A 26649-nucleotide genomic window follows, 5' to 3' on the forward strand; every position below is an offset into this window, starting at 1 on the left:
TTTGCCTTTTTCACCAGCTCTGCATCATGCCTGCCTGTGTCTCGTCGCCGGTGGGCAGAGCCCTCCGGAGACCGAAGTATCGACATGAAGTCGAGGTTTCGGGCGCTCTCCCGCTATTTGGCGGGACAGGTCTTGATCTGGCAAAAAATCCTAACCCATGACCTATACAAAATCTGCATTAATAAACGCTGATGATTGCCAAGGCCACTAAACTGACCTTTTTAACATTTGGAAAAACGCTTAACCTCCAATCTTTGTTATGACCATTCCGGTGCTTTAACGGTAGCTTAACTCAACCACCAGCCAACCTGCGCTTTGCGGGTTCAACCGGAATGATTATCTTAGTCCCCCTCACTTACGGACAACACTTCAAAAGAGGAACGGCTAAGAAGACAAGAGGCTACACTCCAGGTCCACAGTAGATGGGTGCTGAAGTGCCCGAACATCAAAGGTGCAGCAAAACCAAGGCTTAAGAGGATAAAACATGCCTCATTGCTTCGGTTTGACCGCAGGCAGGTTGGCCGTTTTGCCTTATATTGTTGATGATTTACTGGCCTGGCGAACGGATTTTGTGCTGTATCCGTTTATTGAATACCCTATTTATCCATATGTCTACGTTCAGCTAATCTTTTTAACCAACATGACGCAAGACTACCGCAATCCTACACCACAACTGATCAGCCCTGAGCATGAAACAGAAGCCGCATTGCTCCAAGACCAGGCTTTTCAGGAAGGGTTGCTTTGGGGTGTCCCCCGGTTTGGCCATCCGGAAGGAAAAATCTACAAACACATCCTGGAGGTTCTGGACAATATAGACCGCCTCAAAGTCTCCGCTCCGCTCCGGCGCAAACTGCGGCTCATCGCGCTCGTACATGACACCTTTAAGTACAGAGAAGTGCGGGCAACGCCCCGGGACTGGTCAAAGCATCATGGCATGCTCGCCCGACAGTACATGGAGCGTTTCACTTCCAATCAGGCGATCCTGGATGTTATCGAGTTGCACGATGAAGCCTTCTACGCCTGGCGCTGTATCTTCATGTACCAACTGCCCGGTGAGGGGCAGGTCCGCTTAGAGCGTCTGCTCGCCCGACTTGGGGACAATCTGCAGCTGTTTTACCTGTTCTTTAAGTGTGATACGGAGACCGGCGATAAGGTACAGGCACCGCTGCGTTGGTTTGAACAAGTGGTGCCCGGCATAGAAGTCCTGCCTCCCCTCCCTCAAAGCTCCACCCGGTAAGTCAGAATCGGGATCAGGCTCAACTGATAGCGCTGTAACACCTCATTTTGGAGGATATCGTAGTAGGTGTAAGCTACATTTTCCTGATTGGTCAGGTTTTGGATGTCCAGCGCAAGGGTACTGCTGTACTTTTTCCGGCTCTTTTTGATGTAAATCCGCAAATCAGTACGGAAAAAATCGGGAAACTGCTCCGTATAACCGGCTGAGAAATCAAAGCGGGTATAACTTGCAGCCTCAGAAGCATCCACATCTATCGGGAGGTCCCTCAGCCCTCCCAGGTAGTTCACCCGAAGATTCAGCCCTATAGTCCTCGTATGTTTATCGGTTTCCTTTTGCCATTCTTTTCCTCCCGCGGCATTGAAGATGTAGCGCCCATCATAGCGGCCTGTTTGAGCTGCTTCACCGGGCAAAGTGAAATCAGCCTGGTACAACGTCAGGTTAGCCAGGTAATAAAAGCCTTTGGTCAGGAGCTGTTCGACGGAAAGCTCAACCCCATAATTATCGCCCGTTGCCTTTTCCTCCCGGATGATCCCGTCCAGCCATGACCAGCTGTTGAGTTCGTTCAGTGTGGTAAAGGCGCCGCTGCCCGCCACATCAAAAACCGGTGCATTAAATAAGTGATGGTAGAACGCCTCGACTTTCACGCTGAGTGCCGGTTGCGGTTGCCATTGGTAGCCTAATGCGCCCTGATGAGAACGGGTGGGGGACAGTGCCCCGAATGCCCGGAAGTACGGAGAACTCATCTGAGAATGCAGCCCGTAACCCGCATAGAGTTGATGCTGAGGCGCCATCTGATAGCTTAACGAAACCCGGGGTTCTGCATAAACGGGCTCGGATTCCAGATAAGCAGGCAGGTGGAGCCCAAGTTGATAGCTCACCCTGCCCGATAGTGGCCCGCTTAGGGTGAAGTATGGGGTCAGGATGGTTTCGTTTTGTGTTGCTGCATCCGGGGCGGTCCCTTCCAGTTGGTCAAGGTGGTCAAACGCCCGTACCTGAAGCCCGAATTGTGCCTGATGCCCCCGGATGAAGTTGTGCCGGTAATACGTATGGCCGGAAACCAAGCGCAGGCGGTCATCATCCTCCAGAAAAGCCTCTGGGAGTGCCTCCTGCAAATCCGGAATTAGTGCCTCGCTGTATCGCTCCTGATCGACGGCCGAAACCCCAACCCCGGTAAACCAAAGCCCCCGTTTACCAACCGGCTGTTCGTGGGTCGCCCCCAATATGCCCATGTTCGACCGGAAATTGATTTCAAACAAATCCTTATCCGACTCTCGCAATTCGGGGTCAGCCTGCCCATCGAATAAGTTACTGCTCAGACCGCCCACCCCAAAGAGGGTAAACTTACCGCCCTTCTGCCCGGGAAAAACCAGGTTGAAGGACAAATCCTGAAAATTAATCGCCTCTTCCCCGAAGTTCACGCCGGCCTGCGTAAGCAAACCTACGGTAGAATAGCGGTAATTGACCAGGTAGGAGGCTTCGCTGTTTTTAGAAAAAGGCCCCTCAGCAGCTACATCCAGCCCGATCAGTCCGGCCTGCAGCGTAAACTCCTGCTGTTGATTATTGCCCGCCCGCAGGCGCATGTCCATTACCCCGCTCAGGGCATTGCCGTAGGCCGCCGGGAATGCTCCGGTGTAGAGATGGGAAGTCGACAGCAGCTGAGCGCTTAGGGCATTGACCCCACCGCTATTCATGGTGGCGCGGTCGGAAAAGGTGCCGGCGTTGGGCGTATGATTCGGATTGAGAATTTGGAGCCCCTCCAATTGCCAGGACATGTGATCGGGAGAGTGCCCGCGGATGCTCATGCCATTGGCCTGATCATTGGTATTGACTACGCCTGCGTAAGCCGAAGCCAGTCTTGCCGGATCGTAGTAAGAAGCCGGAAAGCGGCGCACCTGTTCGATGGTCATGGTTTTGACGCCCAAAGGCTGCACCACCTGCATACCACTGCGGGAAGCGGTCACCTCCACCGCGTCTAAAGCCTGTGGCTTCGGCTTGAGCTGTATTTCCAGCACCACTTCCTTACCGGATTCCACCAGCACTTCCGCCAGGATAAAGGGCGCATACCCCAGGAAGGTTACCCGCAGTTCGTACCGCCCAACCGGCACTTCCGGAAACAGGAACTGCCCCCGTTCGTCCGTCACGGTACCCGAACCGAAGCCGATGAGCTCTACTGCCGCCCCGGTCAGCGGTGCGTTGGTGCCTGCTTCCAGCACTTCTCCCCTCACGGTTTGGGTAGGTGAGGACTGTGAGAATAGTGAAAAAGTGCTTAACAGCAGAACCAGTAAGTAAACGTAGCGCATGAAAATAATTGATTTTAGACCGTATTGGGATTTTGGTCTTCTAGTTGAAAGCTAACAATTTTTTGGTTAGGCAAGGCACGAAACCCGGAGTTTAGCCTAAGCTAAATAGCCTGTCCCGCAATTTGCGGGAAGGATTTTCGGAACGAAGCATAACCGAAAAATTGTTGATTGCAGACCGATTACTAAAGTCCCAATACGGTCTTAGATCCCCAGCGTATCGCGGTTGAGCTGCTCGTCTGAACCCCCACCGGCGAAATCATCGAAAGACTTCTGTGTCACTTCGATGATGTGCTCCTGAATGAAGGGCGCACCCTCTGCGGCCCCCTGCTCGGGGCTTTTGATGCAGCATTCCCATTCCAGCACCGCCCAACTGTCGTAGTCGTACTCTGCCAGTTTGCTGGAAATGGCCCGGAAGTCCACATCTCCGTCACCCAGAGACCGGAAACGCCCCGCCCGCTTTAGCCAGGGCTGATACCCTCCGTAAACGCCTTGTTTCCCGGTTGGGTTGAACTCCGCATCCTTAACGTGATAGGCCTTGATGCGTTCATGATAAAAGTCAATAAACTGAATGTAGTCGAGGCACTGCAGCACAAAGTGGCTGGGGTCGTAATTGATACAGCAGCGTGGGTGGCCGTCCAATGCTTCCAGGAATGCTTCAAAGGAGTCCCCGTCGTGCAGGTCTTCGCCCGGGTGCAGTTCGTAGCAGACGTCCACGCCTTGTTCATCGAAGGTATCGAGTATGGGCTTCCAGCGCTTAGCGAGTTCTTCGAACCCCATTTCCACCAAGCCGGCCGGGCGCTGTGGCCAGGGGTACATAAAGGGCCAGAGCAGGGCACCGGAAAAGGACACATGGGCATCTAATCCCAGATTACGGCTGGCTTTAGCAGACCATTTCAGCTGCTGAACCGCCCACTCGGTGCGGGCTTTAGGGTTACTGTGCACCGCTTCCGGGGCGAAACCGTCAAAAAGCTTGTCGTAAACCGGGTGCACGGCGACCAGCTGCCCTTGCAGATGAGTGGACAACTCGGTGATTTCCAGCCCGTGCTCAGCGACTCTGCCTTTAAGCTCATCGCAGTAGGATTGGCTTTCAGCTGCCTGCTGCAGGTCAATCAGCCGACTTTCCCAGGTGGGGATTTGCACGCCTTTATAGCCCAGTCCGGCCATGTAGGCACAGATGGCATCGAGGCTGTTGAATGGGGGGTCATCGCCCATAAACTGAGCGAGGAAAATGGCGGGGCCTTTCATGGTCTTCATAGTCGTGGGTTTTAGATTGGAAAGTACGGATTTTTTGGAAAAGCATCCCTGGCTTCATTCATGCAGGGATAAATAAGGTTTGGCCTCATCCGTATTCACAATGTTTTTTTTTCAAAAAAATTTAGGCCATTTGGAAATACCTATGAAGGAGGGTATATTACATTCATTCAAGTAACCGTTGCAACACAAAAAATCACAACCACCCCGGAGCAATTAATCTTATTGCCTGGCTTAGGTTGTTATTTGTTCTAATTATTGCACGCGCTGGCGCTTACTAAAACTGTATGAAGCTGGTTTTTTTGGGCTTTTTTAGGCTTTAACCGGACCTGCACAGGCCAGGTACATTAATTTTTGACCATGCGAGCATTATTACCGGAATCCAGCCCCAATGAATGGCCTTTATACAATGCAGATGGATCTGATGCTGCCGGGATTGCTGAAGTCGCTGAGCAACTGGATTTTTACGTCACCCGCATGAATTTCTGGCAAGGGCTGCACGATGCCTACTGTGGCTGGTGGCCTTTATGCTGGACGAGCGCAGAACCTATTGCAGATGCCTACAGAGAAGGTGTCAATTGGTTTAGCACCCTCGACCCTACCTGGCAGGAGTTGATCGGGGCTTCTCAGACGGGCCTGGTCCAAGTCGGATGCGACTACTATGATTATGACGGTATTGTAGGCAGTTGTACCACCTATCTAGGATTTGATCCTAACTGCGGGGGCGTCTCTAACCCGTTTGCCTGTGAGCATACGGTCTACGAAACCCAAACCGTCAGGAAACTTTCGGACGGTTTTATTCTCGCTGAATCCGCCATGAACGGACCGGGAATGAACTATCAAGCCCAGTTTATGGATGGCTCCAACCACATGCAGATGAAGAACGATAGTGAGATGGAAGAAGCGGTGATAAAGATCTTTGAGGAAAGCTTTGGAGCGTTTGACCAAGGCTACTTTTTTACCGAATTTAGGTAATATGAGGATAATGATTATATACACCTTAATGATTTCCGTAAGCCTTACTTTCTGGGCTTGCAGGCAGCCTGACCCGTTCTCCCCCAATCCTCCCATCGTAGAACAGGATACTGTATTCGAGTTGGCTTGGGCCACCCGGGTGGATTATGAAAAGGAGATAGTGGGGACAGATAATACACAGCAGTACAAAGATTTACTTCTTGTTGGGGGAGATATTGGATTCCCCCCAACGGTACTGGCCTTCAACAAAGATACCGGAGAGAAAGAGTGGGAATATGTTCATGAGGGTGCTATAAAAGATGAAATTGATGTAAGTTATGTATTCAATAATATCTATGTCGGTATGTGCAGTGGAGGGATAGTAGGGATAGATTTGGATACAAAGGTGGCACTCTGGGAGATTGATTTAAAGGCGATGAACATGACAAGAGGAGTCAAGTTCGATGTTTTTAATAACAGTTTATACTTCCGATCGGTGTGGGGGCTAGGCAGTCCGGTTCAAAACACAAAGTTTTTTAAATTATCCCCTTCAACAGGAGAATTAGAAGTTGTATACCAAACTAGCAATGGTTTAATCAATCCACCTGCATTTTATACAGACAATGCTTCAGAAATCAATATCATATTTAACGAATACCCTTGGGAAAATGACCTGCCGGAAGAATCTATTCAAAATTTGATTTGTATTGATTATGACTCAGGAGATGAGATTTGGAGAATGGATTCCATAACGGAACGTTTCATGTCTAATGTAGGTCAAAATGCAGTCGTCTACGACAATCGCATCGTCATCACCGGTGGAGATTGGAGCATTTACGCCTTTGATGTGCAGACAGGAGCGCGGCTGTGGCGGTATGAATTTGATTATCCCTGGGCCATTTGGGCAAATACAAACCACCTTATACATGAAAACCGGTTGTATGTCAACAACGGGCAGGAGGATGTCACCTGTCTTGACCCGGAGACGGGCGAGCTAATATGGAACAATCCTAAGGGTGGTCCCAATTGCACTGACAATATGGTATACTACGAGAAGGAGGACTTACTGGTATTCACCTCCTGGGGCTACGGCTCCGTCATGGTCCTGGATGCGTTAACCGGAGAGACGCTGCACCGGGAGCACCGGTTCGACAACTCTGCCTACAATAATGATGTGGTTTATGATGAGGAGCGGGATATGTTCTTCACCAGTACATACAAGCATGCTATTGGCTTTAGGGTGCGCAGGCCGTAAATGTGGAAGGCACGGAAAAACGTCCTGACTTCCCCATCCGGGCTGAAGGGGAGCAAAATGTTATTCCGCTAATGATACAGCGGTAGGGCTGCTAAGGGTAAAGATTTAATCCAAGTAACACCCCAAAAACAAAAGCCGCTGCCCAAAACAGACAGCGGCTTTCCTGCGAATTCACTTAAATTTTCGTCGGCTTGCTAGACCGTGGTCTCTGACCCCAGTGCAGAGGACAGGTACTCGCGGTTCAGCTTAGCGATATTCTCGACGGAGATGCCTTTGGGGCACTCTGCTTCACAGGCGGTGATGTTGGAGCACATACCAAAGCCTTCGTCGTCCATCTGCTTGACCATCGCCTGAGCGCGGCGCTTGGCCTCCACTTCACCCTGTGGCAGACGGCCCAGGTGCGCGACTTTAGCACTGACGAACAGCATAGCCGAAGCATTTGGGCAGGCAGCCACACAGGCACCACAGCCAATACATGCTGCAGCATCAAAAGCACTCGCAGCCGTCTCCTTCTCAATGGCAATAGAATTACCATCTTGTGCCTGTCCGGTGTTGATGGAAATATACCCGCCTGCCTGAATAATGCGGTCAAAGGAATCGCGGGTAACCACGAGGTCCTTGATGACCGGGAAGGCGCTGGCACGGAAAGGCTCAATCACGATCGTCTCGCCATCCTTGAAGTGGCGCATGTGCAGCTGACAGGTGGTAGTGCCCTGCATAGGACCGTGCGGCTCTCCGTTGATCACCATGCTACAGGTACCACAGATGCCTTCCCGGCAATCGTGCTCAAAAGCAACGGGTTCCTCTTTTTTGGAGATCAGCTCCTCGTTGAGGACGTCCAGCATTTCCAGGAATGACATGTGCGGGGTCGCCTCTACCGTGTAGGTTTCAAACTTCCCTTTTGCGTTGGCGCTTTTCTGGCGCCATATCTTTAATGTAAGTTTCATATTCTCTGATTTTGTAGTTGAAGAAATGGGGTGCTCGCCGGTGTTTACTTGTAACTCCGGGTCTTCAACTCTACATTTTCAAATACCAGCTCTTCCTTGTGGAGCTTGGGGTCTTCCTCCCAGCCGGTGTATTCCCAGGCAGAGACATAGGCGAAGTTTTCATCATCGCGCAAGGCTTCCCCTTCTTCGGTCTGATACTCTTCGCGGAAGTGGCCACCGCAAGACTCTTTGCGGTCCATTGCATCTACAATCATAAGCTCTCCCAGCTCCAGGAAGTCAGCCACGCGATGGGCTTTTTCCAGTTCCGGGTTGTAATCTTTCGCATCACCGGGGACGAAGACGTCCTTGTAGAATTCTTCCCGCAGCTCACGGATCATCTTGCGGGCTTTTTCCAGTCCGTCTGCATTACGCGACATGCCACAGTAGTCCCACATGATTTTGCCCAATCGGCGGTGGAAACTTTCTACTGACTGACTACCCTTGATGTTCATCAATTGATTAATGCGGTTTTCCACTTCCTTTTCCGTCTGCTCAAACTCAGGGCTATTGGGATCGAGCTCCGGTGTGCGGATTTCCTGGCTCAGGAACTGCCCGATCGTATAAGGCAACACGAAGTAGCCGTCTGCCAGCCCTTGCATCAATGCAGACGCTCCAAGGCGGTTGGCGCCGTGGTCGGAGAAGTTGGCTTCGCCGGTAGCGAAGAGGCCCGGGATATTGGTCTCCAGGTTATAGTCTACCCAAAGGCCGCCCATGGTGTAGTGGACTGCCGGGTAAATCTTCATAGGCGTGGTGTAGGGGTTCTCGCCGGTAATCTTCTCGTACATTTCGAAAAGGTTACCATACTTTTCTTCCACTACTTTTTCGCCCAGTTCTTTGACCTTGGCTTCGCTTGGGTTGCTGATGCCTTTGGTATTGGCTTCTGCCTGCCCATAACGCATGATGGCCGACTCAAAGTCGAGGAATACCGCAAGGCCAGTTGGTGCCACGCCAAGCCCTTCGTCACAGGCTACTTTCGCAGCGCGGGAAGCTACATCCCGTGGTACGAGGTTACCAAATGCCGGATAGCGGCGCTCCAGATAGTAGTCGCGATCGGACTCCGGGATATCACTTCCGGTCTTACGCCCTTCGCGGACAGCCTGTGCGTCTTCCTGATTTTTGGGTACCCAAACCCGCCCATCGTTACGCAGCGACTCCGACATGAGGGTCAGCTTAGACTGATACTCACCAGACTGCGGGATGCAGGTGGGGTGGATTTGTGTGAAGCAGGGGTTAGCCATATAGGCACCACGGCGCACGGCACGCCAGGCAGCGGTAGCGTTGGAGTTCATGGCGTTGGTCGACAGGTAGAAGACGTTGCCATAGCCACCCGAAGCCAGTACGACACAGTGTGCAGCGTGGCGCTCCAGTTCTCCGGTAAGGAGGTTACGGGCAATGATACCCCGCGCTTTGCCATCCTGAATGACGACATCCAGCATTTCGTGGCGGTTGTACATTTTCACACTGCCTTTGGAAATCTGGCGCGACAGGGACTGATACGCACCGAGCAACAACTGCTGTCCGGTTTGTCCGCGAGCGTAGAACGTACGGCTCACCTGCACCCCACCGAAAGAACGGTTGGCCAGCAAGCCACCGTATTCCCGGGCAAAAGGAACGCCCTGCGCCACCGCCTGATCGATGATATTGCGGCTTACTTCCGCCAGACGGTGTACATTGGATTCCCGGGAGCGGTAGTCGCCCCCTTTGATGGTATCGTAAAACAGGCGATAGACGCTATCACCGTCATTTTGGTAGTTTTTGGCGGCATTAATACCACCCTGAGCGGCGATACTGTGTGCCCGGCGGGGGCTGTCGTGGAAAGTGAACGCTTTCACCTTGTAGCCCAGCTCGCCCAGCGTAGCTGCCGCAGCAGCGCCCGCAAGACCTGTGCCGACAACGATGACTTCGATGCGGCGTTTGTTGTTGGGTGCCACCAGATTCATGGTACCGCGGTAGCGCGTCCATTTCTCCGCTAATGGCCCCGGAGGAGTATTACTTTGAAAAGGCATATCAATCAAGTTTTGCAGTTGTCAGATAATTATCCCTTCAGGTACATCATGATCGGGATGATAGCGAACCCAAGTGGGATTAAAATAGCGTAAGCTTTGCCAAGCCCCTGTATGAAAGGAGTGTACTTACGGTGGTTGATGCCGAGGGTCTGGAAAGCCGACTGGAATCCATGGATCAGGTGATAACCGATCACCACCATAGACACAACATAAAATACCACAAAGCCAATATTGTTGTAGGCAGTCGATACGAGCATGTAAAGATCCTTGACCTCTTTGCCGTCGTAGGTGACCATTTGCGTAGTGCCCAGCTTCATTTGCAGCCAGAACTGATACATATGTACCATGAGGAAGACAAAAATAATAGTACCGAGCCAGCCCATATTGCTGGCCGCAAAGCCATTGGTACTAGCTACTTTATTCACCTTCACGGCATAACGCTCGGAGCCCCGCGCTTTTCGGTTTTTACGCCACAGCGCCCACCCCTGAATAGCATGCAGAAGTATGCCCGCGTAGAGCAAATAAGAACTCGCCTTAATTAACGGGTTAGTCGTCATAAACTCCGCGTAAATGTTGAATGCTTTGCCGCCGTCGCCTGCCAGCAGCTGCAGGTTGCCAACGAGATGGACGAGCAGAAAGATGATAAGGAACAACCCTGTAAGGCTCATTACGACCTTCCTGCCGATTGAGGATGTTAGAAAGTTAGAAAACCAGCTCATGTTTTTTGCTTTTTCGATTGTGTGCAGCCTTTACGAAAGGCTCGTTATAGCTTTTAGTTATTCTCGTAAAAGTAGTAACAAAATCTATGGATATTGACAAAGACCACCAAGTATTGTTTGGTTGACTTAAATAGCAAAAGTTATTTAGAATCGTTTCAAATTACTAAACAAAATTCAGCACTTCTCCTCTTAAATAGTGCCGGGGTGCAAACAAAACCACTACCTGGCATCGTTTAAATAATAAACATCCTGCGGAAATGGCTGCTAAGTGGCAAAAAAAAGTATTTTGTTTGGCTTTGGAACACGCCCGTAACCTGACCTCAGGGAAAAGCCTTTTAACCCCGCAATGATGCCCAGTGTATTTCGACTTATACAAAAAGATATTAATCACGGCAGCTTGACAGGTTATTTATCCACCTCTACATAAGCTCGCTGCTAATTGCTAAAACATTTATGGATAAGCCCAAACGGCAACCCAAAGTTAGTTTTTCTCAATTTTTAGATAAGTTCCCGGAAGTGCCGCTGCCGATTACGCTGGCAGAAGAAGCACATCATGCTTTCAGTCAAAAGAATGACCCATTGCCGGCCTTGATGATCGAACAGTTCATCCTCCCAATTGAGGGGCAACCCATGGATGACTATACTGAATTTGTGCCGTGCATGCGCATTCCGGATACTCACGACTTCCATGCGATCATTTACTGGCGGGCTATGCTGATGTCTTATCAGTATGCTCTGGCTACGTTCAGCAAGAAGGGAGAGCTGATTGACAAGCGGGTAATCGCAGGAACTTTCTCGCAGGGGGAGACGTTAACGACCTCGGTCGCAACAATTGAAGAAGACTGGACGATTTATATCGTATCGGGCCAGAAGCGGCTTGATCAGGTCAAAGGCTTTGACCCTACCCAAAGCACAGCCAATCAGCTGGAGTTATTACCGGAAGGACAAATCGCAGAACCTCATTAAACTTAACACCCTTTCCTCTGATTTTCCGGAGGGTTACGCGCTTGCCAACCTCGACTTCCGGAACTTCAGGTATCTAAACACCCAATAAAATCATGAGCAAAAGAAGAAAACATAATTCCAAAAAGACCGGCAACAAGCTTAGCGCCCGCCAACTGCGGGAAGAAATCCTAAAGCTTTTCCGCCGGCACCCCAAGAAAGAACTCAACCCAAAACAGATCTCCCGCAAACTGAAAGTCGCCAACAACACCGACTCTGTGCAGGACGCACTGGAAAAGCTGGCAGAAAGCAACGAGCTGAAGCCTACGGGCGACTACAAATTCAGGCTCTCCCGTCAGGATCATGCTGCCCGCAACAATAGCCAACATGTGGAGGGCAGAGTGGATATGACACGTAGCGGAGATGCTTACATCGTATGCGAAGGACAAGAGCAGGACGTACACGTTTCGGCAAAGTACCTCAACACCGCGATGAATGGCGACAAGGTGAAAATCCGAACCTGGACCCCCTCGGGCCGCCGTAAACCGGAAGGTGAGGTGGAGCAAATCCTGGAACGCGCCCGTGACCACTTCATTGGCACGCTGTGGATGTACCCCAAACACGCTGTAGTCACCATCGATATGGTACCGCCGATTGATGTGGAGGTGAATATGAAAGATCTGCCGCAAGCAAGCGACGAAGACCGGGTGGTAGTACGCATTGACGAGTGGCCTGACCGCAACAAGCACAATCCCAAAGGCACTATCACGACCGTACTGGGCAAAGCTGGCAGCAGCGACATCGAGATGAAGACCATCCTGGTGAATAACGGTTTTGACCTGGAATTCCCGGAAGACGTTAAGCGAGAAGCGGAATACCTGCCGGCACGCATTAGCGCAGAAGAGATCAGCCGCCGTCGCGACCTGCGGGAAGTGACGACCCTGACCGTAGACCCCGAAGACGCCAAGGACTTTGATGACGCCCTTTCCATCCGGCACCTGGAAAATGGCGAAATCGAAGTGGGCGTACACATCGCTGATGTAACCCACTACGTCAAGGAAGGCACACCGCTGGACAAAGAGGCCCTGGAGCGCTCTACTTCGGTGTACCTGGTGGACCGGGTACTACCGATGTTGCCCGAGCGCCTGTCTAATGACCTCTGCTCGCTGCGGCCCAATGTAGACCGGCTGGCGTTTTCTGCCTTGTTCGTGTTCAACAAGAACAATAAGATCATCAACCGGTGGTTTGGCAAAACCGTGATCCACTCCGATCAGCGCTTCACGTACGAGGAGGCGCAGGAACGCATAGAAGGCAAGGGTGGCAGCTTCGCACAGGAAATACAGCAACTGGCTAAAATGGCCCGGCAGCTGCGCAAACAGCGCTACAAAGAAGGGGCAATCAACTTTGAGACGGAGGAAGTCAAATTCCGCCTGGACAAAGATGCGGTCCCCATAGAGGTCTACGTTAAGGAGCGCAAGGAAGCGCACATGATGATTGAGGATTTCATGCTGCTGGCCAACCGCGAGGTCGCCCAGTTTGTCAGCCTGAAGGGGCGGGACCAGGAAATCCCCTACGTCTACCGTATCCACGATGAACCCGACCCTGACAAGGTAGAGGAACTGTCCCGCTTTGCGCGGGAAATGGGCTTCGATATGAACATTAGCTCGCCTGAACAGATTGCGAAAGCCTACAACCGCCTGGCTGAGGAGGTCAAGAAACGCCCCGAACTGCGCTTGTTGAGCCCTCTTGCCATACGAACGATGTCCAAAGCTGCCTACTCTACCGAAAACATCGGGCACTACGGGCTGGGCTTTGAATACTACACCCACTTCACCTCGCCCATCCGCCGCTATTCGGATGTACTGTCGCACCGGCTATTGGAGCCCAATCTGCAGCACAACGACTTCTACCGGGTCAATAAGGCGAAGCTGGAAGATCAGTGCAGTCACATTTCTAAAAAGGAACGCAACGCGATCACCGCCGAACGCGAGTCGATCAAGTACAAACAAGTCGAGTATATTGAGAAGCACATCGGTGAAGAATTCGATGGTTTCATCAACGGTATGATGGACCGGGGCTTCTTTGTGGAGCTGGAAGCCGGCTTGATCGAAGGTATGGTCCCCTTTGAAACCCTGGACGAACCCTTTACCGTGGCAGACTCCCGCCTGCGCATGACCGGTGCCTTTTCTAAAAAGGAATACAAAATGGGGCAACGGGTGCGGGTGCGCATCGCCCGGGCGGATTTGGTCAAACGGCAAATTGAAATGGATTGGGTGCGGGAAGAAGCGGTGCCTGCTGGCGGTAGCAATGGCAAAAACAATAACCGCAACAAACGCCGGAAGCGCTAAACACATATATTCCCCTCGGGCACAATAAGTGATTTTTGACTTTTTCTTTTTGCGCCCTGCGGCGTTAACCCCGGTTCACCGGGGTTAACGCCGCAGGGCAGAGGAGCAAAGCGACGATCAGCGAAGCTAAAAAGAGCAAGTCAGGATTCACACCAGGCAGTAGACGCGAAGCGAAATCTTGGGTTGTCAGACTATAAAAACCAGGAAAGCACTTACGTGCCATAACCCAAATGACAAATCGGTACCGCAAACTTTATGCGACACCGATCTGAGCAGAGCCCTGGAGACTAATGAGAACAGGCAGGCTTGTACCTGCCCGACCTCTTCGAAGCCCATCTGAAAGCCCGGTCAATTAACCGATATACTTGAAGTTATACTGGTAAATACTAACGACCAGTATGACAAACAGCAAGAAAAAAATAAAGGCACCTAGTATCAGATATCCTTTTTTCCCTGAATTTCTTATTTCATCACCCATGATGGCTATATTTTTTTTGATGTTAACGTTTATTGTAGCTGCAAAGATGGATAAAAATCTAAAAATGGCAAAGTCTTGACGTGCGCCTTGATGCCCTTCGGCCTTACGAGCAGGTTGGGGCTTTGGTGCTCGGGCTATTCCATCCGAACAAATCAGCGCCGCTCCTGCACAACAAGTGGGCACCCTGCACAAAAAAGCCGGAATTTTGCTGATAATCAGCAAAATTCCGGCTTTCCTCGGATCGGTCTAAGTTATCCGTAATCTCCTAATAGAACCGCGAGCGATTGTCCTCGATATCCGCGTTTTTCTTCATCGCCTGAATAAGGCGGGCAGGCACTTGCTGTTGTACCGGGGAAGACATCGTCCGGCGCAGCTCAGGGATATTATTGGCCTGACTAGCTGCGGGCTTACTAATCACCTTCACTACGAATACGCCTGTCTTGCCCTGAATAGGCGCGGAAACACTGCCTTGCTCCATGGTGTAAGCGGTACCAATCACCTTAGGCTCAAAGCCGAGGCTTGGCACGAAGGTCGCGTTGAAGGCTATGTTTTGAGCCGTATCCACTTTTGTACCAAACTGCTGTGCAATTGACTGAAGGTCTGTACCGCTGATTTTACCAGCCAGCATTTCGCCTTTTTTCTTGTTGATGACCTGCTGCTCAATCTGACTCTTGATGTTCTCTACCTTTGGAAGGCCAGCAGCCTGACGGGCGCGCAGCCCAACCACCACATATTTATTGGTGTAGTAATCAACGGGGTCCTGATAGCCGTAGAGTTCAGGAGACACTTCGCCAACATCGGCGTTGAAAGCCCAGCGAACAACATCGCGGCTCGCTTGCCCACCGCCCAGTTCACCGATAGAAAAACTGTTGCGGGTCATGCCAGCTGACGTTTTCATATCCAAACCACGGGCAGCCGCACTTTCGCGCAATGTCTCCAGATCACGGTTTTCGCCAATAAAGGCCAGGACATCTGCTTCAATATCTTCTTGTGTGCTCTCCATTGGAACGATAGACTCTTCCAGGTAAGCTACTTTGACCCGTGGGGTAGCGGAAGCGCTGCGGCTCAGAACCTCTACCAGGTGCCAGCCGTAAGAGGTGCGTACTTTGTAAAGCTCACCGATATCACCGGTGATGAATAGCACTTTGTTGAATTCAGGGACAAACTGACCAGGGGTTACGCCTTCGTACTTACCGCCATTTGAGGAGCTGCCCGGATCCTGACTAAAGCGGATAGCCAGGGAGTCGAAGCTCGCCTGATTGGTCTGCAGCAGGTTCTTCAGGCTGTCGATCGTCTTTTCAGCCGATACGAACTGCTCAGGTGCCTGTGCCTGAATCAGGATGTGGCGGGTATCCGCAGAGTCCGAAATCATGCGGCGCTCTACCAGCTTTACTGCACGGTATTTGCCCTGATCAATGTAGGGCCCGTATACGCTGCCTTCCGGCATATTCATCAGGGTATCTGCAACAGCGGCACTCAGTGCATCTTCAGTGAGGTAAGTGCTCGGTGGTACGCCGTAGTTGCGCTCCGTGAAAGCCGTATCGTTTTCAGCTGCTTCAAACTCAGGGATCAGCTCTGCAACGCGGGTGCGCAGTGCAGCAGAGTCTTTCACGGTTGGCTTCACCTCAAAAACAACATATTCGAGAATGCGGGTTTCTTCGTCATTGGTGTACTGCTCTGCATTCTCCTTCAGGAAGGCTTCGTAGTCGGCATCAGAAAGTGTGACTTCTGAGTTGTCCACCTCATCGAAAGGTACCTTAACATAAGCCAGGCCAAGGGGTGCATTTTGCTCGGCATGGCCCATCTCCGCCATCCAGGTCGGCGTGTAGATCGCCTTGGAAACGAGGGCGTTGATTTTGCTCTGCAGGCGCTCCTTGATGATCTCATTTTCCTGGTGTGCCCAGTAAGACATCAGGCGGGGATCATCAGCGATTGAGCCATCTTCGATAGCAGTCTTAATCTGATTCAGCTGCTGAAAATCCACCTGACCCGTTTGCGGATTGCGGAAACGCTGCTGAATGACCGGGCTTGGGCTCGTGCCAAACTGCAGGTCCAGCAGTTCTGTTTTGCTCACGCCAAGGCCAAGGGCTTCGGCTTCTTCCTTCACCAGTGCTTCCTCTACGAAATAATTCCATAGCTGACTGCGCTGACTATACAGATCACCACCAGAATTGCCGTACAAGACCTGCTCCGTGCGGTAAAACTGATTCCAGTCCAGCTTTTTACCCTCAATATCGCCCACAATAGTCTGGGAGCTGCCAAATACACTTTGCTGACCGGAAGTCATGTCCATTACAATGAAGCCGATCAGACCCAGTGCGATCAGTACGACCAGCAGCCAGGAATTCTTTCTAATTTTACTTATCAAAGCCATCTTAAAACCGATGTTTTTTGAAAATCAATGTTGCAATTCTGCTCATCCACGGTTTCTTATCAAAAAAACCGGTGAATGCTCCACTTTACGCTAAAGAGACGCAAAGATAGCGCTACCTTTGCGAAAATCCATGCAAATGTAGTTGGTTTAACGGCTAAAAACAAACTTTAAGGAAAGTAGTCGTGTGCTAGTTGGGAAGTTGGGGGAAATCACGTAAATTACCTGATACTATTCCTCTGTTTGTCAAAACCTGAAAGATGAAAAAGCGATCCCCCTCTCTCCTCTTCACTGATCCCCCTTATCCAAATGCTATTGGGCCGCCGGGCAAGTAGCCCTAACAATAAAAGACAAGCCATGAAAACCTTCCTGATCACTATTGCCGGTTTCCTAATCCTGCACGGCACTGCTGTGGGGCAGCCCGGGTTCTCCAAGTGGTTTGACTTTGGGAGTGAAGCAACTTTTCATAATATCTTGCTCAACGAAGATTCATTAATCATCTGTGGCTCCGTGTGGAATGAAACAGCTGAAACACTTGATGCCCTTCTTCTAAAGATGGATACTTTAGGTAACATTAGTTCCTTTAATACCTACACAGATAGTCTTGGCAGTCATCTCTCCTTTCAAAAAGGCTACCCCATCGTTAATACCTCTTCTGGAGGATATCTCATGGCTGGCGACATACTGAACAGAAGTAGCGATTGCCTAATCCTTTGGAGTCCAAATGGGACCGTAGAGGCTTTTTGGGAATACCCCTATGCCTCAAATATATTAACTAGTCTTCCACGAGGTATTTTAGAGCTATCAGATGGGTATTTGATTGCATGGCACAGGCAAATTGAAAACTTTAGACGAGACATTTACCTAACCAAGATTGACTACCAAGGCAATATAGTATGGGAAAACGACTACGGCGCGTACAATATAGACGAAACCGTAGGCAGCATCTGGCAGGAAGATGACAACACGATCGTACTGGGCGCTTCCAAGGCCACCGATCAGCACGTCAACTTCCCCGCCCCGTTGAAGTGCGGCTCCAGTTGGATTTTTGCCATTGACAGCCTCGGCGCCCCGAAGTGGGAGTGGCAGAGTGCGCCCTGCGAGGGCAACATCGTCAGGGGGCTGCAACGCACCAGTGATGGCGGCTGGATTTATGCTACCCGCGACTTTCAGGCCTTCAACGCCGCCAACTGGGGGGCAGCGCCTACATTCGTCAAGCGCGACAGCCTGTTCAACTTACTCTGGGAACGCCGCGTGGCCGACAGCTACTGGGACAGCAATGAAATGCTCAGCCTCGCTCCAACCCCGGATGGCCATTGGGTGGGCGCGGGCAGGTGGGTGATGCCCGAGCCCTATAACTCAATGCTGCCCGGAGACTTCTTCACGCCGGGCTGTTTGTACAAAATCAATGAACAAGGCGACAGCCTCTGGTCACGCTGTGATACGGTAAGCGGATTGGAGCACCGTACCCTTTTCCATCGGTACGGCGGCATCGTGGTGCTTCCCTCCGGAAGCATTATTGGGGCAGGAGGGTTCAAAGAAGAGATCATAGGTGTAGGGGATAAATCCTGGGCCTGGGTCACCAAAGTAGACGGGCAGGGCTGCCTGCAGGCCCCCTGCGGCACTGTGAGTGCACAAGAGGAGCTACCATCTGAAGCGGGGCGTTGCCGGGTGTACCCCAACCCCGCCCGCGATTGGGCTTACCTGGACGCTGACCGCCCCATCACTGGCCTTACGCTGTTCCAAACGAACGGGCAAGTCGTTAAACGCTGGGGGGCGCTGCCCGAAAACCAACCCATTGACCTTTCTCCACTCCCCGAAGGCGTTTATTACCTCGAAATCAGGCTGGGCGAGCAACGGGTGGTGCGGAGAATGGTGAAGATGAGGTAGAGATCATTGGCTTTTTTGTAGTTTGTTAAATTAGTCTCCCCTATTTGACGAGGTTGAGGTTGAGCGCCTTTGCTATGGCTTCCTGCCGGGAATAGCGAGCTATTCCTTCCTCCGACAGACCTAGCCTGGTCTCAACCTGAACCTCAATCTCAGCCCAGCCAGCGGCATGCCTTACAAATCATTCAGCCGCTTCTGCACGGATTTAATCACGCCCTCTTGTGCTTTGATGCGCGCTGCCATTTCTTCCTGTGCCTGGATATTGTCTTCGATGTCCTTTTCGGCTTTGGCAATGGTTTCTTTGGCGCGTTGTATTTCCCGCTCGTAGCGGTCTTTGTCGGAAGCCAGTCGCTCCAGGTCGCGGTTGAGGTCTTTGAGCATGCCCTCCTGTTCTTCCAGTTCCATTTTGACTTTAGCGCGGGCCACTTCCAATCCGAACCGGACCAGCATCTTCTCTGCTTCGGTGTAGCGCTCGCGGTGCTGACTGGAGTTGAGGTAAGCTCCGCCGAGGTCAATCCACATATATATAAAGGTGTTATCGCCTTTTTGCTCAGTCTTGGCGAATACATCCACGGTATTGCCCATGCCCAGGGCCGCGATGTCTGCATCATCAGAGAGCCATTCTTTGTCTTTGCGCTGCCATTTGGGCTTTTCGCGGTAGAAGTCCTTCATGTAGTCCTTCCAAAGGTCAGAAACCAGCCCGGCATCAACGGCAGGGATTTCGAGGACCAGGGCATTTTGCACGCCAGCGCTCATACCCACGCTGCGCTCCACGACCTGGGCCAAACTAAATTGAACGGCACCTATGGTCAGCAGGAAAATCCAGATGTAACGAATCATTATGGTAAGGTTTTGTTATTTGGACGAGGGCGTGCTGATAAGTCACTTTACTCCGGTACTACAATCCGCAGTGCTTTCGGTACAATCTGAAAATGGGCGGGGGTTTCGCCCAGGAACTCCCCATCGGCTTCCAGCAGCGTAGGCGGTGCGCCGGGCGTGGCTTTCACATCAGCTTCCTCTGCAAAGAAGGTAGTGACTTTGGGATGTGACCCGATGGTCCCATTGTAAAACCGGTAGGTATTCATCAGCACGCCCAACCGGCTGATCTGCCCGGCGAGGGTCACTGCAAAGGCACCTTTATCCGCCTCCGCATGAGGTACGAGCTGCATGCCGCCCCCCGAATATTTCCCAATCCCAAAATTGATGGTGTAGAAAAAGTCTTGGTAGGCCTGCCCGTTGGCTTCCACCACCGCTTCCTGCAGGTAGTATTCAAACAGGCACTTGGTCACCAGGGAAAGATAAAACAACTTACCGCCTTCTCCCGGCTTTCGCTGCATAGAGCGCTGCACCAGATAACCATCATAAGCCAGCCCGGCTACATTGACGAAGTAGCGGGAGGTCGGTTTGTCATTGCTCTGATAATTGATCAGACCGACATCCTGCAAGGCGGTATGCCCTTTAGCGATCATAGTCAGTGCATCGTCCGGCTTAGCAGGGATCCTGTGCATACGGGCCCAGTCATTGCCGGTGCCAGCCGGCAGTAGCGCATGTTGGATATTGAGTGGCGACACTTCCGTTTGGGTCAAAATACCATTGGCTACCTCGTGGTTGGTCCCATCGCCTCCTACGGTAAGGATACGGCGGTAGCCTTGCGCTATCGCCTGCTTAGCCAGGTCAGTGGCATGCCCATTTTCAGCAGTCACTGCCCAGTCGCTGACCGGTAGGTAGCTGGCTATTTTTTGCTGTAAATCGGTCCAGTTGTTGCCTGCTTTACCCTGTCCGGAGATCAGGTTAGCGATGACATACCACTGCTGATGCATATAGTGAGCATTGGTTCTGTGGATGAAGATAGGGAAATTGTCCTAATTCAGTGGCGTCGCCACTGCTCTTGCCCCGATTTTGCAAACTGCGCCCCCCCTAATCCGAACTTTTTACAGGTTTCTCCTCTTTTTGTATATCACATCGGATGGGATAAAGACCGATTTTTGTGCTGAATCAAACATGAATACCATGAAAACTGTAATCCATAAATCCAATACCCGGGGGCATGCCAATCATGGCTGGCTCAACTCCCACCACACCTTTAGCTTTGCCGGTTATTACAATCCGGACCGGATGAACTTCGGCGTGCTGCGGGTGCTCAACGATGATATCGTTAGCGAAGGCCGGGGCTTTGGCACTCACCCGCATGAAAATATGGAGATCATTTCCATCCCGTTGGAGGGCGACCTGGAGCACAAGGACAGCATGGGCAACACCACCGTCATCCGGCAGGGCGACGTGCAGGTGATGAGCGCCGGCACCGGCATTTACCACAGCGAGTACAACAAGAATGCCGATCAGCCAGTGAAGTTCCTCCAGATTTGGGTCTTCCCCAACAAAAAAGACGTGGAGCCCCGCTACGGTCAGATCACCCTCGACCCGGCCAAGCTACAGAACAACCTCGCACAGGTACTGTCGCCCAACCCCGAAGACGAAGGCGTGTGGGTACATCAGAATGCCTGGTTCCACATGGGCGAGCTGGAAGCTGATACCAAAATCAAATACGAGTTGAAGGATAAAACTAACGGGGTTTATGTATTTATCCTTGAGGGAGAAGCCACTATAAATGGGCAAGCCATGCACAAGCGGGACGGTTTTGGGGCCTGGGAAACCGACCACCTGGATATTATAGCCGACAGCGATGCGCGGGTGCTGCTGATGGAGGTGCCGATGCAGTTGAGTTAAGCCGTTTGTGCAAATAAAAACGAGCCGTCTCAGGCCTGGTCACAACCAAAAACCTGAGATGGCTCGCCCCTTCTTTTTTGATAGGCATGAAGAAATGCCCTCAATAATCATTTAAGACCCGGAGCAATCAGTAAACGAAGTGATGTGCATCGGCAGGTCGCCCCACTTAGCACCATCGCTATACTTGCTTACTGTGGAAGGGCAATCTTTATAGAGTTCGTCGAACATCTTGCGATAGCGCTTCTTTTCAAGCTTAAAGGCTGTTTCATCTCCAAACTGTACGTAATAAGACTTGGCATCACCTCCTGCCACTTTGAACCCACCAATACCAGCGGATGCTGTTTCCCTGGCGAGGGGGTCATGATAGACTTTGACTTTAGCTCCAAAGTGTGGATTGAGCAATTGCATTAGCAGAGTCCGCTTCTTCTTCTTAACAAGAACTTCAGCATTTTCGTAATAAACGTAGCCTTCTTTAAGCAGGTCATGATTAATGCTTTCCTCTTCCCAGCGCTGCATATCGGTTGCTTTGTCCAAGGCATTGCTAAGCTTATCCAAGGCAGTGGGCTGAACATACATGTGCTGAATCTTATCCGGATTGATCTTTTGCTTTTGACCATCAGAACCTGTAAACTTAATTTCTCTGATCAGGCCTTTCTTTCGCTTAACGCCAGTAATAAGCCCTACAAGCTCTGAGCCGTCTTGCATTGTGACGTAAGAGTCTTTCTGTTTAGAAAAGAGAATTACCGGGTTAACCAACTCCTGAGCACTAAGCGTGCTGCACACCAGGAGTGCCAAAACTAAAAACAAGGGTTTGAGTTTCATACTGATAACTTTTTTGATTATTAATTGGCACAAGTTAATCAAAAAAGTTAAAAACACCTCATTTTTTTAAAACTTCCCGCTCTGCAATGAATTATGAGACCAAATACTGGAGGTTAGCCTGAGAGTATATTTTTGCTCTACAACTATGTACGTACACCACTAGCTTTATTTCAATGGGTACGCTATTTAAGGCCGTGTTGGTGTTTCAATGTAGATTCGATCGCTTGCTTTAGTTCCCTGGATTTATCAACTACTATTTTATAGGATTCCACCTTTTGGGATATCAAAGATTCATATATGAAGAGTTTGTTCCTTAGAACAACTAATTCACCTTTATTCAATATTTGCATATCTACTAAATCAACGTTCATCGTTAGCCATAAGAGCAATTCGTCCGTAAAATAATCGACTTGATAGGTGCCTTTCATTTCACTCTCAGTCGCGAAGCCTTCGTAAAAATCAGTCAGCTCTTTCCGCAGGTCTAAGTCGTCAATGAGTCTTAATTTTCCGGACGACTTCATCGAGCTGTAGGTTGAAGTCGTTGGCGCGTAATTTTCTATTCCGATAATATCAGAAAGTGGGCCTCCGATACCCTCAGTACTATCTGCCAGCAATAAATCTAAGACCGCTAATACTTTTTCCTGATATTGAATATTGACGGGTATATCATACCTTTCGTACTTTTCAATATCCTGCGAAAGATCACTAATCAAAGAATTCATCAAAAGCATACTTTCCTTGCGGTCTTCATTTTGTTTTGCCCTTTCATTCATGTAAAAGGCCAGATATACCCCCAGTATTACCGCGAGGAAGTTGAATACATGATTCAGCCAGTTGTATTTTCTTTTCATTGGTGTTGTTTTCGTTTTGCCTTAGAGCTCACTCGTAGATTGCTCAAGCAGTATAGTCTGAAAACCCATAATTTCCTACTATACTTGACCGTAAAGGTTCAGGAAACCCAGGGCTTCCAAGCGTGAAATACGCCGCGTTATTTCGGACTAGTCACACTAGCAACAACACAATATACGCATATAACATACCCATTTGACGGATAACCGATGGTTTTACGAGCTTGTTGGAGCCTAGCTTTTCTATCAGCCCAGCTCCAACTGACCGAAAGAAGCCGGGACGTGAAAGTCCGGCGTTTCAGTTTGGGGGTCCACCCAGGTGATCCAATTGAAAGTAGCCTTGTCTCCCCTGATGTTCAGGCAGCGGCCCCGGTACAAGCCCGCCTGCAGGTACCGCTCCTCGTGAATCAACTGCAAGCTACGCAGCGACTCAAAGCTGATTTCCCCCTGCAGCCAGTAGCCGGTTGGGGTGCGGCCGGTCTTGAGGTTCAGGTGCCCTTCCGGCCAGCCCCAGGTTTTATCCGATTGGCGGTAGTAGCTCGACTGATAATCGTAGACCCTGCCGAGCGGGTCCATCTCCAGTCCGTAGTACCGCTTTAATTCCGGGTCCTGCCGGAAGAAAATCTCCACACGTTCGGAGTTGAGCACGTCAAACTTAGTGTGGTCTTTTTCGTAGATCAGAATATTGGATTCCTGTACATCAAACCGGAAATAGAGATACACGCCATCGTGGAGGGCGCGGAAAGTCGTTCCGGTATCTTCAACTTCCAGCCAGGGGGAGGAAAAGTCGCGGAGGATGGTGGCGGGTTGCCAGTTGGGGAAGAGATGCTCATGTATTTCGGTACGCTCTACGGTGTAAGTGGGTAATGATGCGTTCATGCCCCCAAAATAAGCATTCCGGGGCAAAGCCGGATAGATGCATGCCATGAGAGATGTTCTAATGGGCTACATCAACCAGGTTCAAACTAACCGTATTCCATTCATTCAAAATCCACCTCCACCCACATCGGCCGGTGGTCCGAAATGTAGTACCGGCAATACGCCTTGAAGTCTTCTTCACTGAGCCGGTCCCATAGCTCAGGGAAAACGGTCGTGTCATAGTCAAACACCCCGCTGTTTTTGATTTTGCGCTTCAAACTTGGGAAGAAAGCCACCTGATCATACTGCGCATCGGTGGAAATACTGGATGCAATCCGGGTGGAGTGCTTCGGGACGGTCAGCCCACGATTGGAAAGCGCATCAAATATTGGATCGCCTGACGCTGCCAGGGGGATATTGAAGTCACCCAGTGCAATGATGTTTTTCGAAAACGCATGTACATCGTCGCGCCGTAAATCAGCATAGCGCCCCACTGCATAAGCTTCCAGTGCACGCCGGTTCAGGTCGGCCTTAGAGGTCCCACCAAAAAACAGGTGCGCATTCACCAGCATAAAGCGGTGGTTGCGAAACTGAAAACTGGCAATGTAGGGGTTCCGGTCAAAACCAGGGAATTCCTGTTCCACCCCCGGTAGCCGGATCCAGCGCTTAGCGGAAGGCTCAATACCAAGCTCGCCGGTCATGGGCATACGCTCTACCTTGGTGCGGTCATAAAAATAAGCGGCACGCTCGTCATTCCCACCCCGGTCGTTAAACATAGGTTCGTAAGAAGACCCGATAAAGGATTCTAACTGGTACAACCCGCTGAGGTCATCATGGACTTCCTGTACCGCCACTATATCAAACCAACTCATGACCTCTGCGATCAGTTGGTAATGCGCCTCTGTCCGCTCGTGCAAGCCCAGGTTAGCTACATTCCAGGTAGCGATTAGCAGGCGGTCGTCAGATTTGTCGGGTATCCCGCGTTTGGCTTTATGCTGCAACAAGCGCTGACGCTCATCTTCAATGGAGAAAGGAAAGGTGTAATTTGGTTTTTCAAAGGCTACCATGTCCGTAGTCTTTTGTTAGGTAAATAAGCTTGGCTTTAGCCAAGCGGTTTTAGTTTAAGCTGCTGTTTCGACCAGTATTTGCTCAAGATAAGCAATCCTGAGTCGTAATTTAGGCTGTTCAGTTTGAAGTAATTTTCCCGCTCTGCTTTTGTGACAGCGAAAAAGTGTGCCCACACTTCGTAACTTTAGAGTTCGACCAAAAAAGTCATCCATGTGGGCACGACTCCAAGATAGGTTATTTCAAGTTAAAAAGACGAGTGCGTCCCGGACTATCTATCATAAAAACACTCGGGCCAAGCTTCGCCGTGCTCAATCTAAGATTGCCAGCCTGGAAGCCGAACTGGCTTGCTTACGTGCCCAGTCAGCGCCTGAGAAGGTGCCTAACCATACCTATCCGGCGCAGATGATGGCCTTAGCTGTTTTTATGGTCGTGCAAGGGGGGGCTTCCTTGCGCTGCGCCGCAGCCACCATTGAGTTTTATGCCAAACTCATGGGCTGGCCTTACCAGCAGCCCAGCCACACTACGGTGCGTGATTGGGTTTTGCGGTGTGGCTACCGTGCTGTGCTCGATACGCGCCAGCTACAAGGCACCTTCGTACTCATCATCGATGAGAGTATCCAGGTGGGCAAAGAAAAACTCCTCTTGATGCTGGGCGCCAAGCTTGAGGCCCATCGTTGCCAATGGGCACCGTTAAGCGGCGCGGACGTCGAAGTGCTCGGTTTGGAAGTACAGCCTTCGTGGACCAGCAGCCTGATCCAGGGCTTCATCCAGCGCAACCTGGCCTTCCGCCCCGGCATCAAAGTGGCTTACGTTATTAGCGACCGTGGGGCGTCGATCCTGGCTGCGCTGCGCGCACTGGGCTATGACTGGGTAAGCGATTGCACGCACGAGATGATGAACATGGTCAAGGCGCTCTTCAAAGATGACCGGGCGGTGAGCCGCCTGAACGCCCAGCTGGGCAGCTTACGCCAGCAGTTGAGCTTGGCCGAGTGGAGTGGACTGCTCCCTGCGGCGCTAAGGGGCAAAGACCGTTTTCTGCGCATCTTCACCATCGTCCAATGGGCGCAGCGGATGGATAGTTACTGGGGCAAACTGCCCCCTGAGGCACGGGCCAAGATTGCCTTCTACCGCAAGTCCGTAAACGTTTTGCGCCGTTTACGCCAAGTCAAGGAGCTCGTCGTGGTCGCTTCAGCCACCCTCAAGACAGCAGGCCTGTGTGCTCACAGCCGTCAATTGTGGCACGAACGTTCACGTGCCTACCAGGCAAGACAAGTGGTAATGAGCCACAAGGCTACAGCATTTATCAAGCGTATGGATGCTTACTTCGAGCAGCACGAGGCACTCTTTGAGCGCTACAATAGGCTGCTTTGCTGTTCGGAGATTATCGAAAGTACGTTCGGGCGATACAAAAACAAGGGCGGCATGAAAGCCATCAGCGCCGATGTGCTTTCCATCAGTCTGTATAACCAGCCCATCACGGCCAGCTTCATCCAGCTATCAATGAAAACCGTAAGCTGCCAGCAGGTCATTGACTGGCAAAATGAAAACATCTGCCATAACCATTACGGACTACGAAAACAAATGGATAGGGA

The 26649-nt window shown here is 51.0% G+C and carries 21 protein-coding genes; 8 read left to right on the top strand and 13 right to left on the bottom strand.

The genetic code is table 11. The features are described 5' to 3' along the window. Positions 1 to 484: 484 nt before the first annotated feature. Entirely contained in the window at positions 485 to 1237 is a 753-nt protein-coding gene (locus tag RIC19_RS01705; protein WP_350176185.1) for an HD domain-containing protein, read from the top strand. Here RIC19_RS01705 and RIC19_RS01710 read toward each other — a convergent pair. Then, positions 1219 to 3537: a TonB-dependent receptor gene (locus RIC19_RS01710; RefSeq protein ID WP_350176187.1), complete on the bottom strand. Its 2319-nt coding sequence runs from the start codon at positions 3535 to 3537 to the stop codon at positions 1219 to 1221. The genes RIC19_RS01705 and RIC19_RS01710 overlap by 19 nt on opposite strands. Positions 3538 to 3738: 201 nt before the next feature. After that, positions 3739 to 4791 (bottom strand): sugar phosphate isomerase/epimerase family protein, encoded by a 1053-nt coding sequence (locus tag RIC19_RS01715; RefSeq protein WP_350176189.1) that lies wholly within the window; start codon positions 4789 to 4791, stop codon positions 3739 to 3741. 357 nt (positions 4792 to 5148) lie between these two features. Here RIC19_RS01715 and RIC19_RS01720 point away from each other — a divergent pair, with 357 nt between their 5' ends. Both RIC19_RS01720 and RIC19_RS01725 read left to right on the top strand, forming a co-directional pair. Then, positions 5149 to 5763: a hypothetical protein gene (locus tag RIC19_RS01720; protein WP_350176191.1), complete on the top strand. Its 615-nt coding sequence runs from the start codon at positions 5149 to 5151 to the stop codon at positions 5761 to 5763. A gap of 10 nt (positions 5764 to 5773) precedes the next feature. Continuing rightward, entirely contained in the window at positions 5774 to 6997 is a 1224-nt protein-coding gene (locus RIC19_RS01725; RefSeq protein ID WP_350176193.1) for an outer membrane protein assembly factor BamB family protein, read from the top strand. Positions 6998 to 7191: 194 nt separating this feature from the next. Here RIC19_RS01725 and RIC19_RS01730 read toward each other — a convergent pair whose 3' ends face one another. From RIC19_RS01730 to RIC19_RS01740, 3 genes are read right to left on the bottom strand one after another with little or no spacing between them, the layout of a single operon-like run. Next, entirely contained in the window at positions 7192 to 7944 is a 753-nt protein-coding gene (locus RIC19_RS01730; RefSeq protein WP_350176195.1) for a succinate dehydrogenase/fumarate reductase iron-sulfur subunit, read from the bottom strand. A 44-nt stretch (positions 7945 to 7988) separates the two neighbouring features. Continuing rightward, positions 7989 to 9989 (bottom strand): fumarate reductase/succinate dehydrogenase flavoprotein subunit, encoded by a 2001-nt coding sequence (locus RIC19_RS01735; protein WP_350176197.1) that lies wholly within the window; start codon positions 9987 to 9989, stop codon positions 7989 to 7991. A gap of 29 nt (positions 9990 to 10018) precedes the next feature. Beyond that, complete coding sequence (locus RIC19_RS01740; RefSeq protein ID WP_350176199.1) at positions 10019 to 10708, bottom strand: succinate dehydrogenase cytochrome b subunit; 690 nt, start codon at positions 10706 to 10708, stop codon at positions 10019 to 10021. A 453-nt stretch (positions 10709 to 11161) separates the two neighbouring features. On the opposite strand from RIC19_RS01740, the gene RIC19_RS01745 reads away from it, so the two are divergent. Next, positions 11162 to 11674, top strand: coding sequence for a hypothetical protein (locus RIC19_RS01745; RefSeq protein ID WP_350176201.1), 513 nt, complete (start codon positions 11162 to 11164; stop codon positions 11672 to 11674). Positions 11675 to 11766: 92 nt separating this feature from the next. Then, a complete protein-coding gene (gene rnr / locus RIC19_RS01750; RefSeq protein ID WP_350176203.1) occupies positions 11767 to 13998 on the top strand; it encodes a ribonuclease R in 2232 nt (743 codons plus the stop codon). Positions 13999 to 14350: 352 nt separating this feature from the next. Here the strand turns inward: rnr and RIC19_RS01755 are convergent, their stop codons facing one another. Next, positions 14351 to 14698: a hypothetical protein gene (locus RIC19_RS01755; protein ID WP_350176205.1), complete on the bottom strand. Its 348-nt coding sequence runs from the start codon at positions 14696 to 14698 to the stop codon at positions 14351 to 14353. Positions 14699 to 14741: 43 nt separating this feature from the next. Next, on the bottom strand, positions 14742 to 16850 hold the full coding sequence (locus tag RIC19_RS01760) for a peptidylprolyl isomerase (RefSeq protein WP_350176207.1): 2109 nt from the start codon (positions 16848 to 16850) through the stop codon (positions 14742 to 14744). Between the two features lie 354 nt (positions 16851 to 17204). Between RIC19_RS01760 and RIC19_RS01765 the strand changes: the two genes are divergently transcribed. Continuing rightward, complete coding sequence (locus RIC19_RS01765; RefSeq protein ID WP_350176209.1) at positions 17205 to 18737, top strand: T9SS type A sorting domain-containing protein; 1533 nt, start codon at positions 17205 to 17207, stop codon at positions 18735 to 18737. Between the two features lie 171 nt (positions 18738 to 18908). On the opposite strand, the gene RIC19_RS01770 is transcribed toward RIC19_RS01765, so the two are convergent. Both RIC19_RS01770 and RIC19_RS01775 read right to left on the bottom strand, forming a co-directional pair. Then, positions 18909 to 19574 carry a hypothetical protein gene (locus tag RIC19_RS01770; RefSeq protein WP_350176211.1) on the bottom strand — a complete coding sequence of 222 codons (666 nt, stop codon included), beginning with the start codon at positions 19572 to 19574 and terminating at the stop codon, positions 18909 to 18911. Between the two features lie 47 nt (positions 19575 to 19621). After that, complete coding sequence (locus RIC19_RS01775) at positions 19622 to 20554, bottom strand: diacylglycerol/lipid kinase family protein (RefSeq protein WP_350176213.1); 933 nt, start codon at positions 20552 to 20554, stop codon at positions 19622 to 19624. Positions 20555 to 20744: 190 nt separating this feature from the next. Between RIC19_RS01775 and RIC19_RS01780 the strand changes: the two genes are divergently transcribed. Further along, complete coding sequence (locus tag RIC19_RS01780) at positions 20745 to 21461, top strand: pirin family protein (RefSeq protein ID WP_350176215.1); 717 nt, start codon at positions 20745 to 20747, stop codon at positions 21459 to 21461. Between the two features lie 111 nt (positions 21462 to 21572). On the opposite strand, the gene RIC19_RS01785 is transcribed toward RIC19_RS01780, so the two are convergent. The 4 genes from RIC19_RS01785 to RIC19_RS01800 all read right to left on the bottom strand — a co-directional run bounded on the left by RIC19_RS01785 (position 21573) and on the right by RIC19_RS01800 (position 25056). Then, entirely contained in the window at positions 21573 to 22283 is a 711-nt protein-coding gene (locus RIC19_RS01785; protein ID WP_350176217.1) for a hypothetical protein, read from the bottom strand. A gap of 182 nt (positions 22284 to 22465) precedes the next feature. Beyond that, entirely contained in the window at positions 22466 to 23134 is a 669-nt protein-coding gene (locus RIC19_RS01790) for a DUF6090 family protein (protein WP_350176219.1), read from the bottom strand. 243 nt (positions 23135 to 23377) lie between these two features. Further along, the gene (locus tag RIC19_RS01795; protein ID WP_350176221.1) at positions 23378 to 24058 is read right to left on the bottom strand and encodes a sugar-binding protein; all 681 of its coding nucleotides are present in this window, start codon (positions 24056 to 24058) and stop codon (positions 23378 to 23380) included. A 53-nt stretch (positions 24059 to 24111) separates the two neighbouring features. Further along, positions 24112 to 25056 carry an endonuclease/exonuclease/phosphatase family protein gene (locus tag RIC19_RS01800; protein WP_350176223.1) on the bottom strand — a complete coding sequence of 315 codons (945 nt, stop codon included), beginning with the start codon at positions 25054 to 25056 and terminating at the stop codon, positions 24112 to 24114. A gap of 211 nt (positions 25057 to 25267) precedes the next feature. Between RIC19_RS01800 and RIC19_RS01805 the strand changes: the two genes are divergently transcribed. Beyond that, a partial coding sequence (locus RIC19_RS01805; protein ID WP_350176225.1) for a hypothetical protein occupies positions 25268 to 26649 on the top strand: 1382 nt, incomplete at its 3' end.

This window comes from Phaeodactylibacter sp., from assembly GCF_040219495.1.
Lineage (GTDB): Bacteria > Bacteroidota > Bacteroidia > Chitinophagales > Saprospiraceae > Phaeodactylibacter.

Bases quoted from the DNA above. Each gene is read 5' to 3' on its own strand.
- RIC19_RS01710 (WP_350176187.1), bottom strand. From the start codon at position 3,537: ATGCGCTACGTTTACTTACTGGTTCTGCTGTTAAGCACTTTTTCACTA.
- RIC19_RS01740 (WP_350176199.1), bottom strand. From the start codon at position 10,708: ATGAGCTGGTTTTCTAACTTTCTAACATCCTCAATCGGCAGGAAGGTC.
- RIC19_RS01795 (WP_350176221.1), bottom strand. From the start codon at position 24,058: ATGGCATGCATCTATCCGGCTTTGCCCCGGAATGCTTATTTTGGGGGC.
- rnr (WP_350176203.1), top strand. From the start codon at position 11,767: ATGAGCAAAAGAAGAAAACATAATTCCAAAAAGACCGGCAACAAGCTT.
- RIC19_RS01800 (WP_350176223.1), bottom strand. From the start codon at position 25,056: ATGGTAGCCTTTGAAAAACCAAATTACACCTTTCCTTTCTCCATTGAA.
- RIC19_RS01775 (WP_350176213.1), bottom strand. From the start codon at position 20,554: ATGCATCAGCAGTGGTATGTCATCGCTAACCTGATCTCCGGACAGGGT.
- RIC19_RS01720 (WP_350176191.1), top strand. From the start codon at position 5,149: ATGCGAGCATTATTACCGGAATCCAGCCCCAATGAATGGCCTTTATAC.
- RIC19_RS01770 (WP_350176211.1), bottom strand. From the start codon at position 19,574: ATGATTCGTTACATCTGGATTTTCCTGCTGACCATAGGTGCCGTTCAA.
- RIC19_RS01780 (WP_350176215.1), top strand. From the start codon at position 20,745: ATGAAAACTGTAATCCATAAATCCAATACCCGGGGGCATGCCAATCAT.
- RIC19_RS01730 (WP_350176195.1), bottom strand. From the start codon at position 7,944: ATGAAACTTACATTAAAGATATGGCGCCAGAAAAGCGCCAACGCAAAA.
- RIC19_RS01715 (WP_350176189.1), bottom strand. From the start codon at position 4,791: ATGAAGACCATGAAAGGCCCCGCCATTTTCCTCGCTCAGTTTATGGGC.
- RIC19_RS01790 (WP_350176219.1), bottom strand. From the start codon at position 23,134: ATGAAAAGAAAATACAACTGGCTGAATCATGTATTCAACTTCCTCGCG.
- RIC19_RS01765 (WP_350176209.1), top strand. From the start codon at position 17,205: ATGAAAACCTTCCTGATCACTATTGCCGGTTTCCTAATCCTGCACGGC.
- RIC19_RS01745 (WP_350176201.1), top strand. From the start codon at position 11,162: ATGGATAAGCCCAAACGGCAACCCAAAGTTAGTTTTTCTCAATTTTTA.
- RIC19_RS01705 (WP_350176185.1), top strand. From the start codon at position 485: ATGCCTCATTGCTTCGGTTTGACCGCAGGCAGGTTGGCCGTTTTGCCT.
- RIC19_RS01785 (WP_350176217.1), bottom strand. From the start codon at position 22,283: ATGAAACTCAAACCCTTGTTTTTAGTTTTGGCACTCCTGGTGTGCAGC.
- RIC19_RS01725 (WP_350176193.1), top strand. From the start codon at position 5,774: ATGATTATATACACCTTAATGATTTCCGTAAGCCTTACTTTCTGGGCT.
- RIC19_RS01735 (WP_350176197.1), bottom strand. From the start codon at position 9,989: ATGCCTTTTCAAAGTAATACTCCTCCGGGGCCATTAGCGGAGAAATGG.
- RIC19_RS01760 (WP_350176207.1), bottom strand. From the start codon at position 16,850: ATGGCTTTGATAAGTAAAATTAGAAAGAATTCCTGGCTGCTGGTCGTA.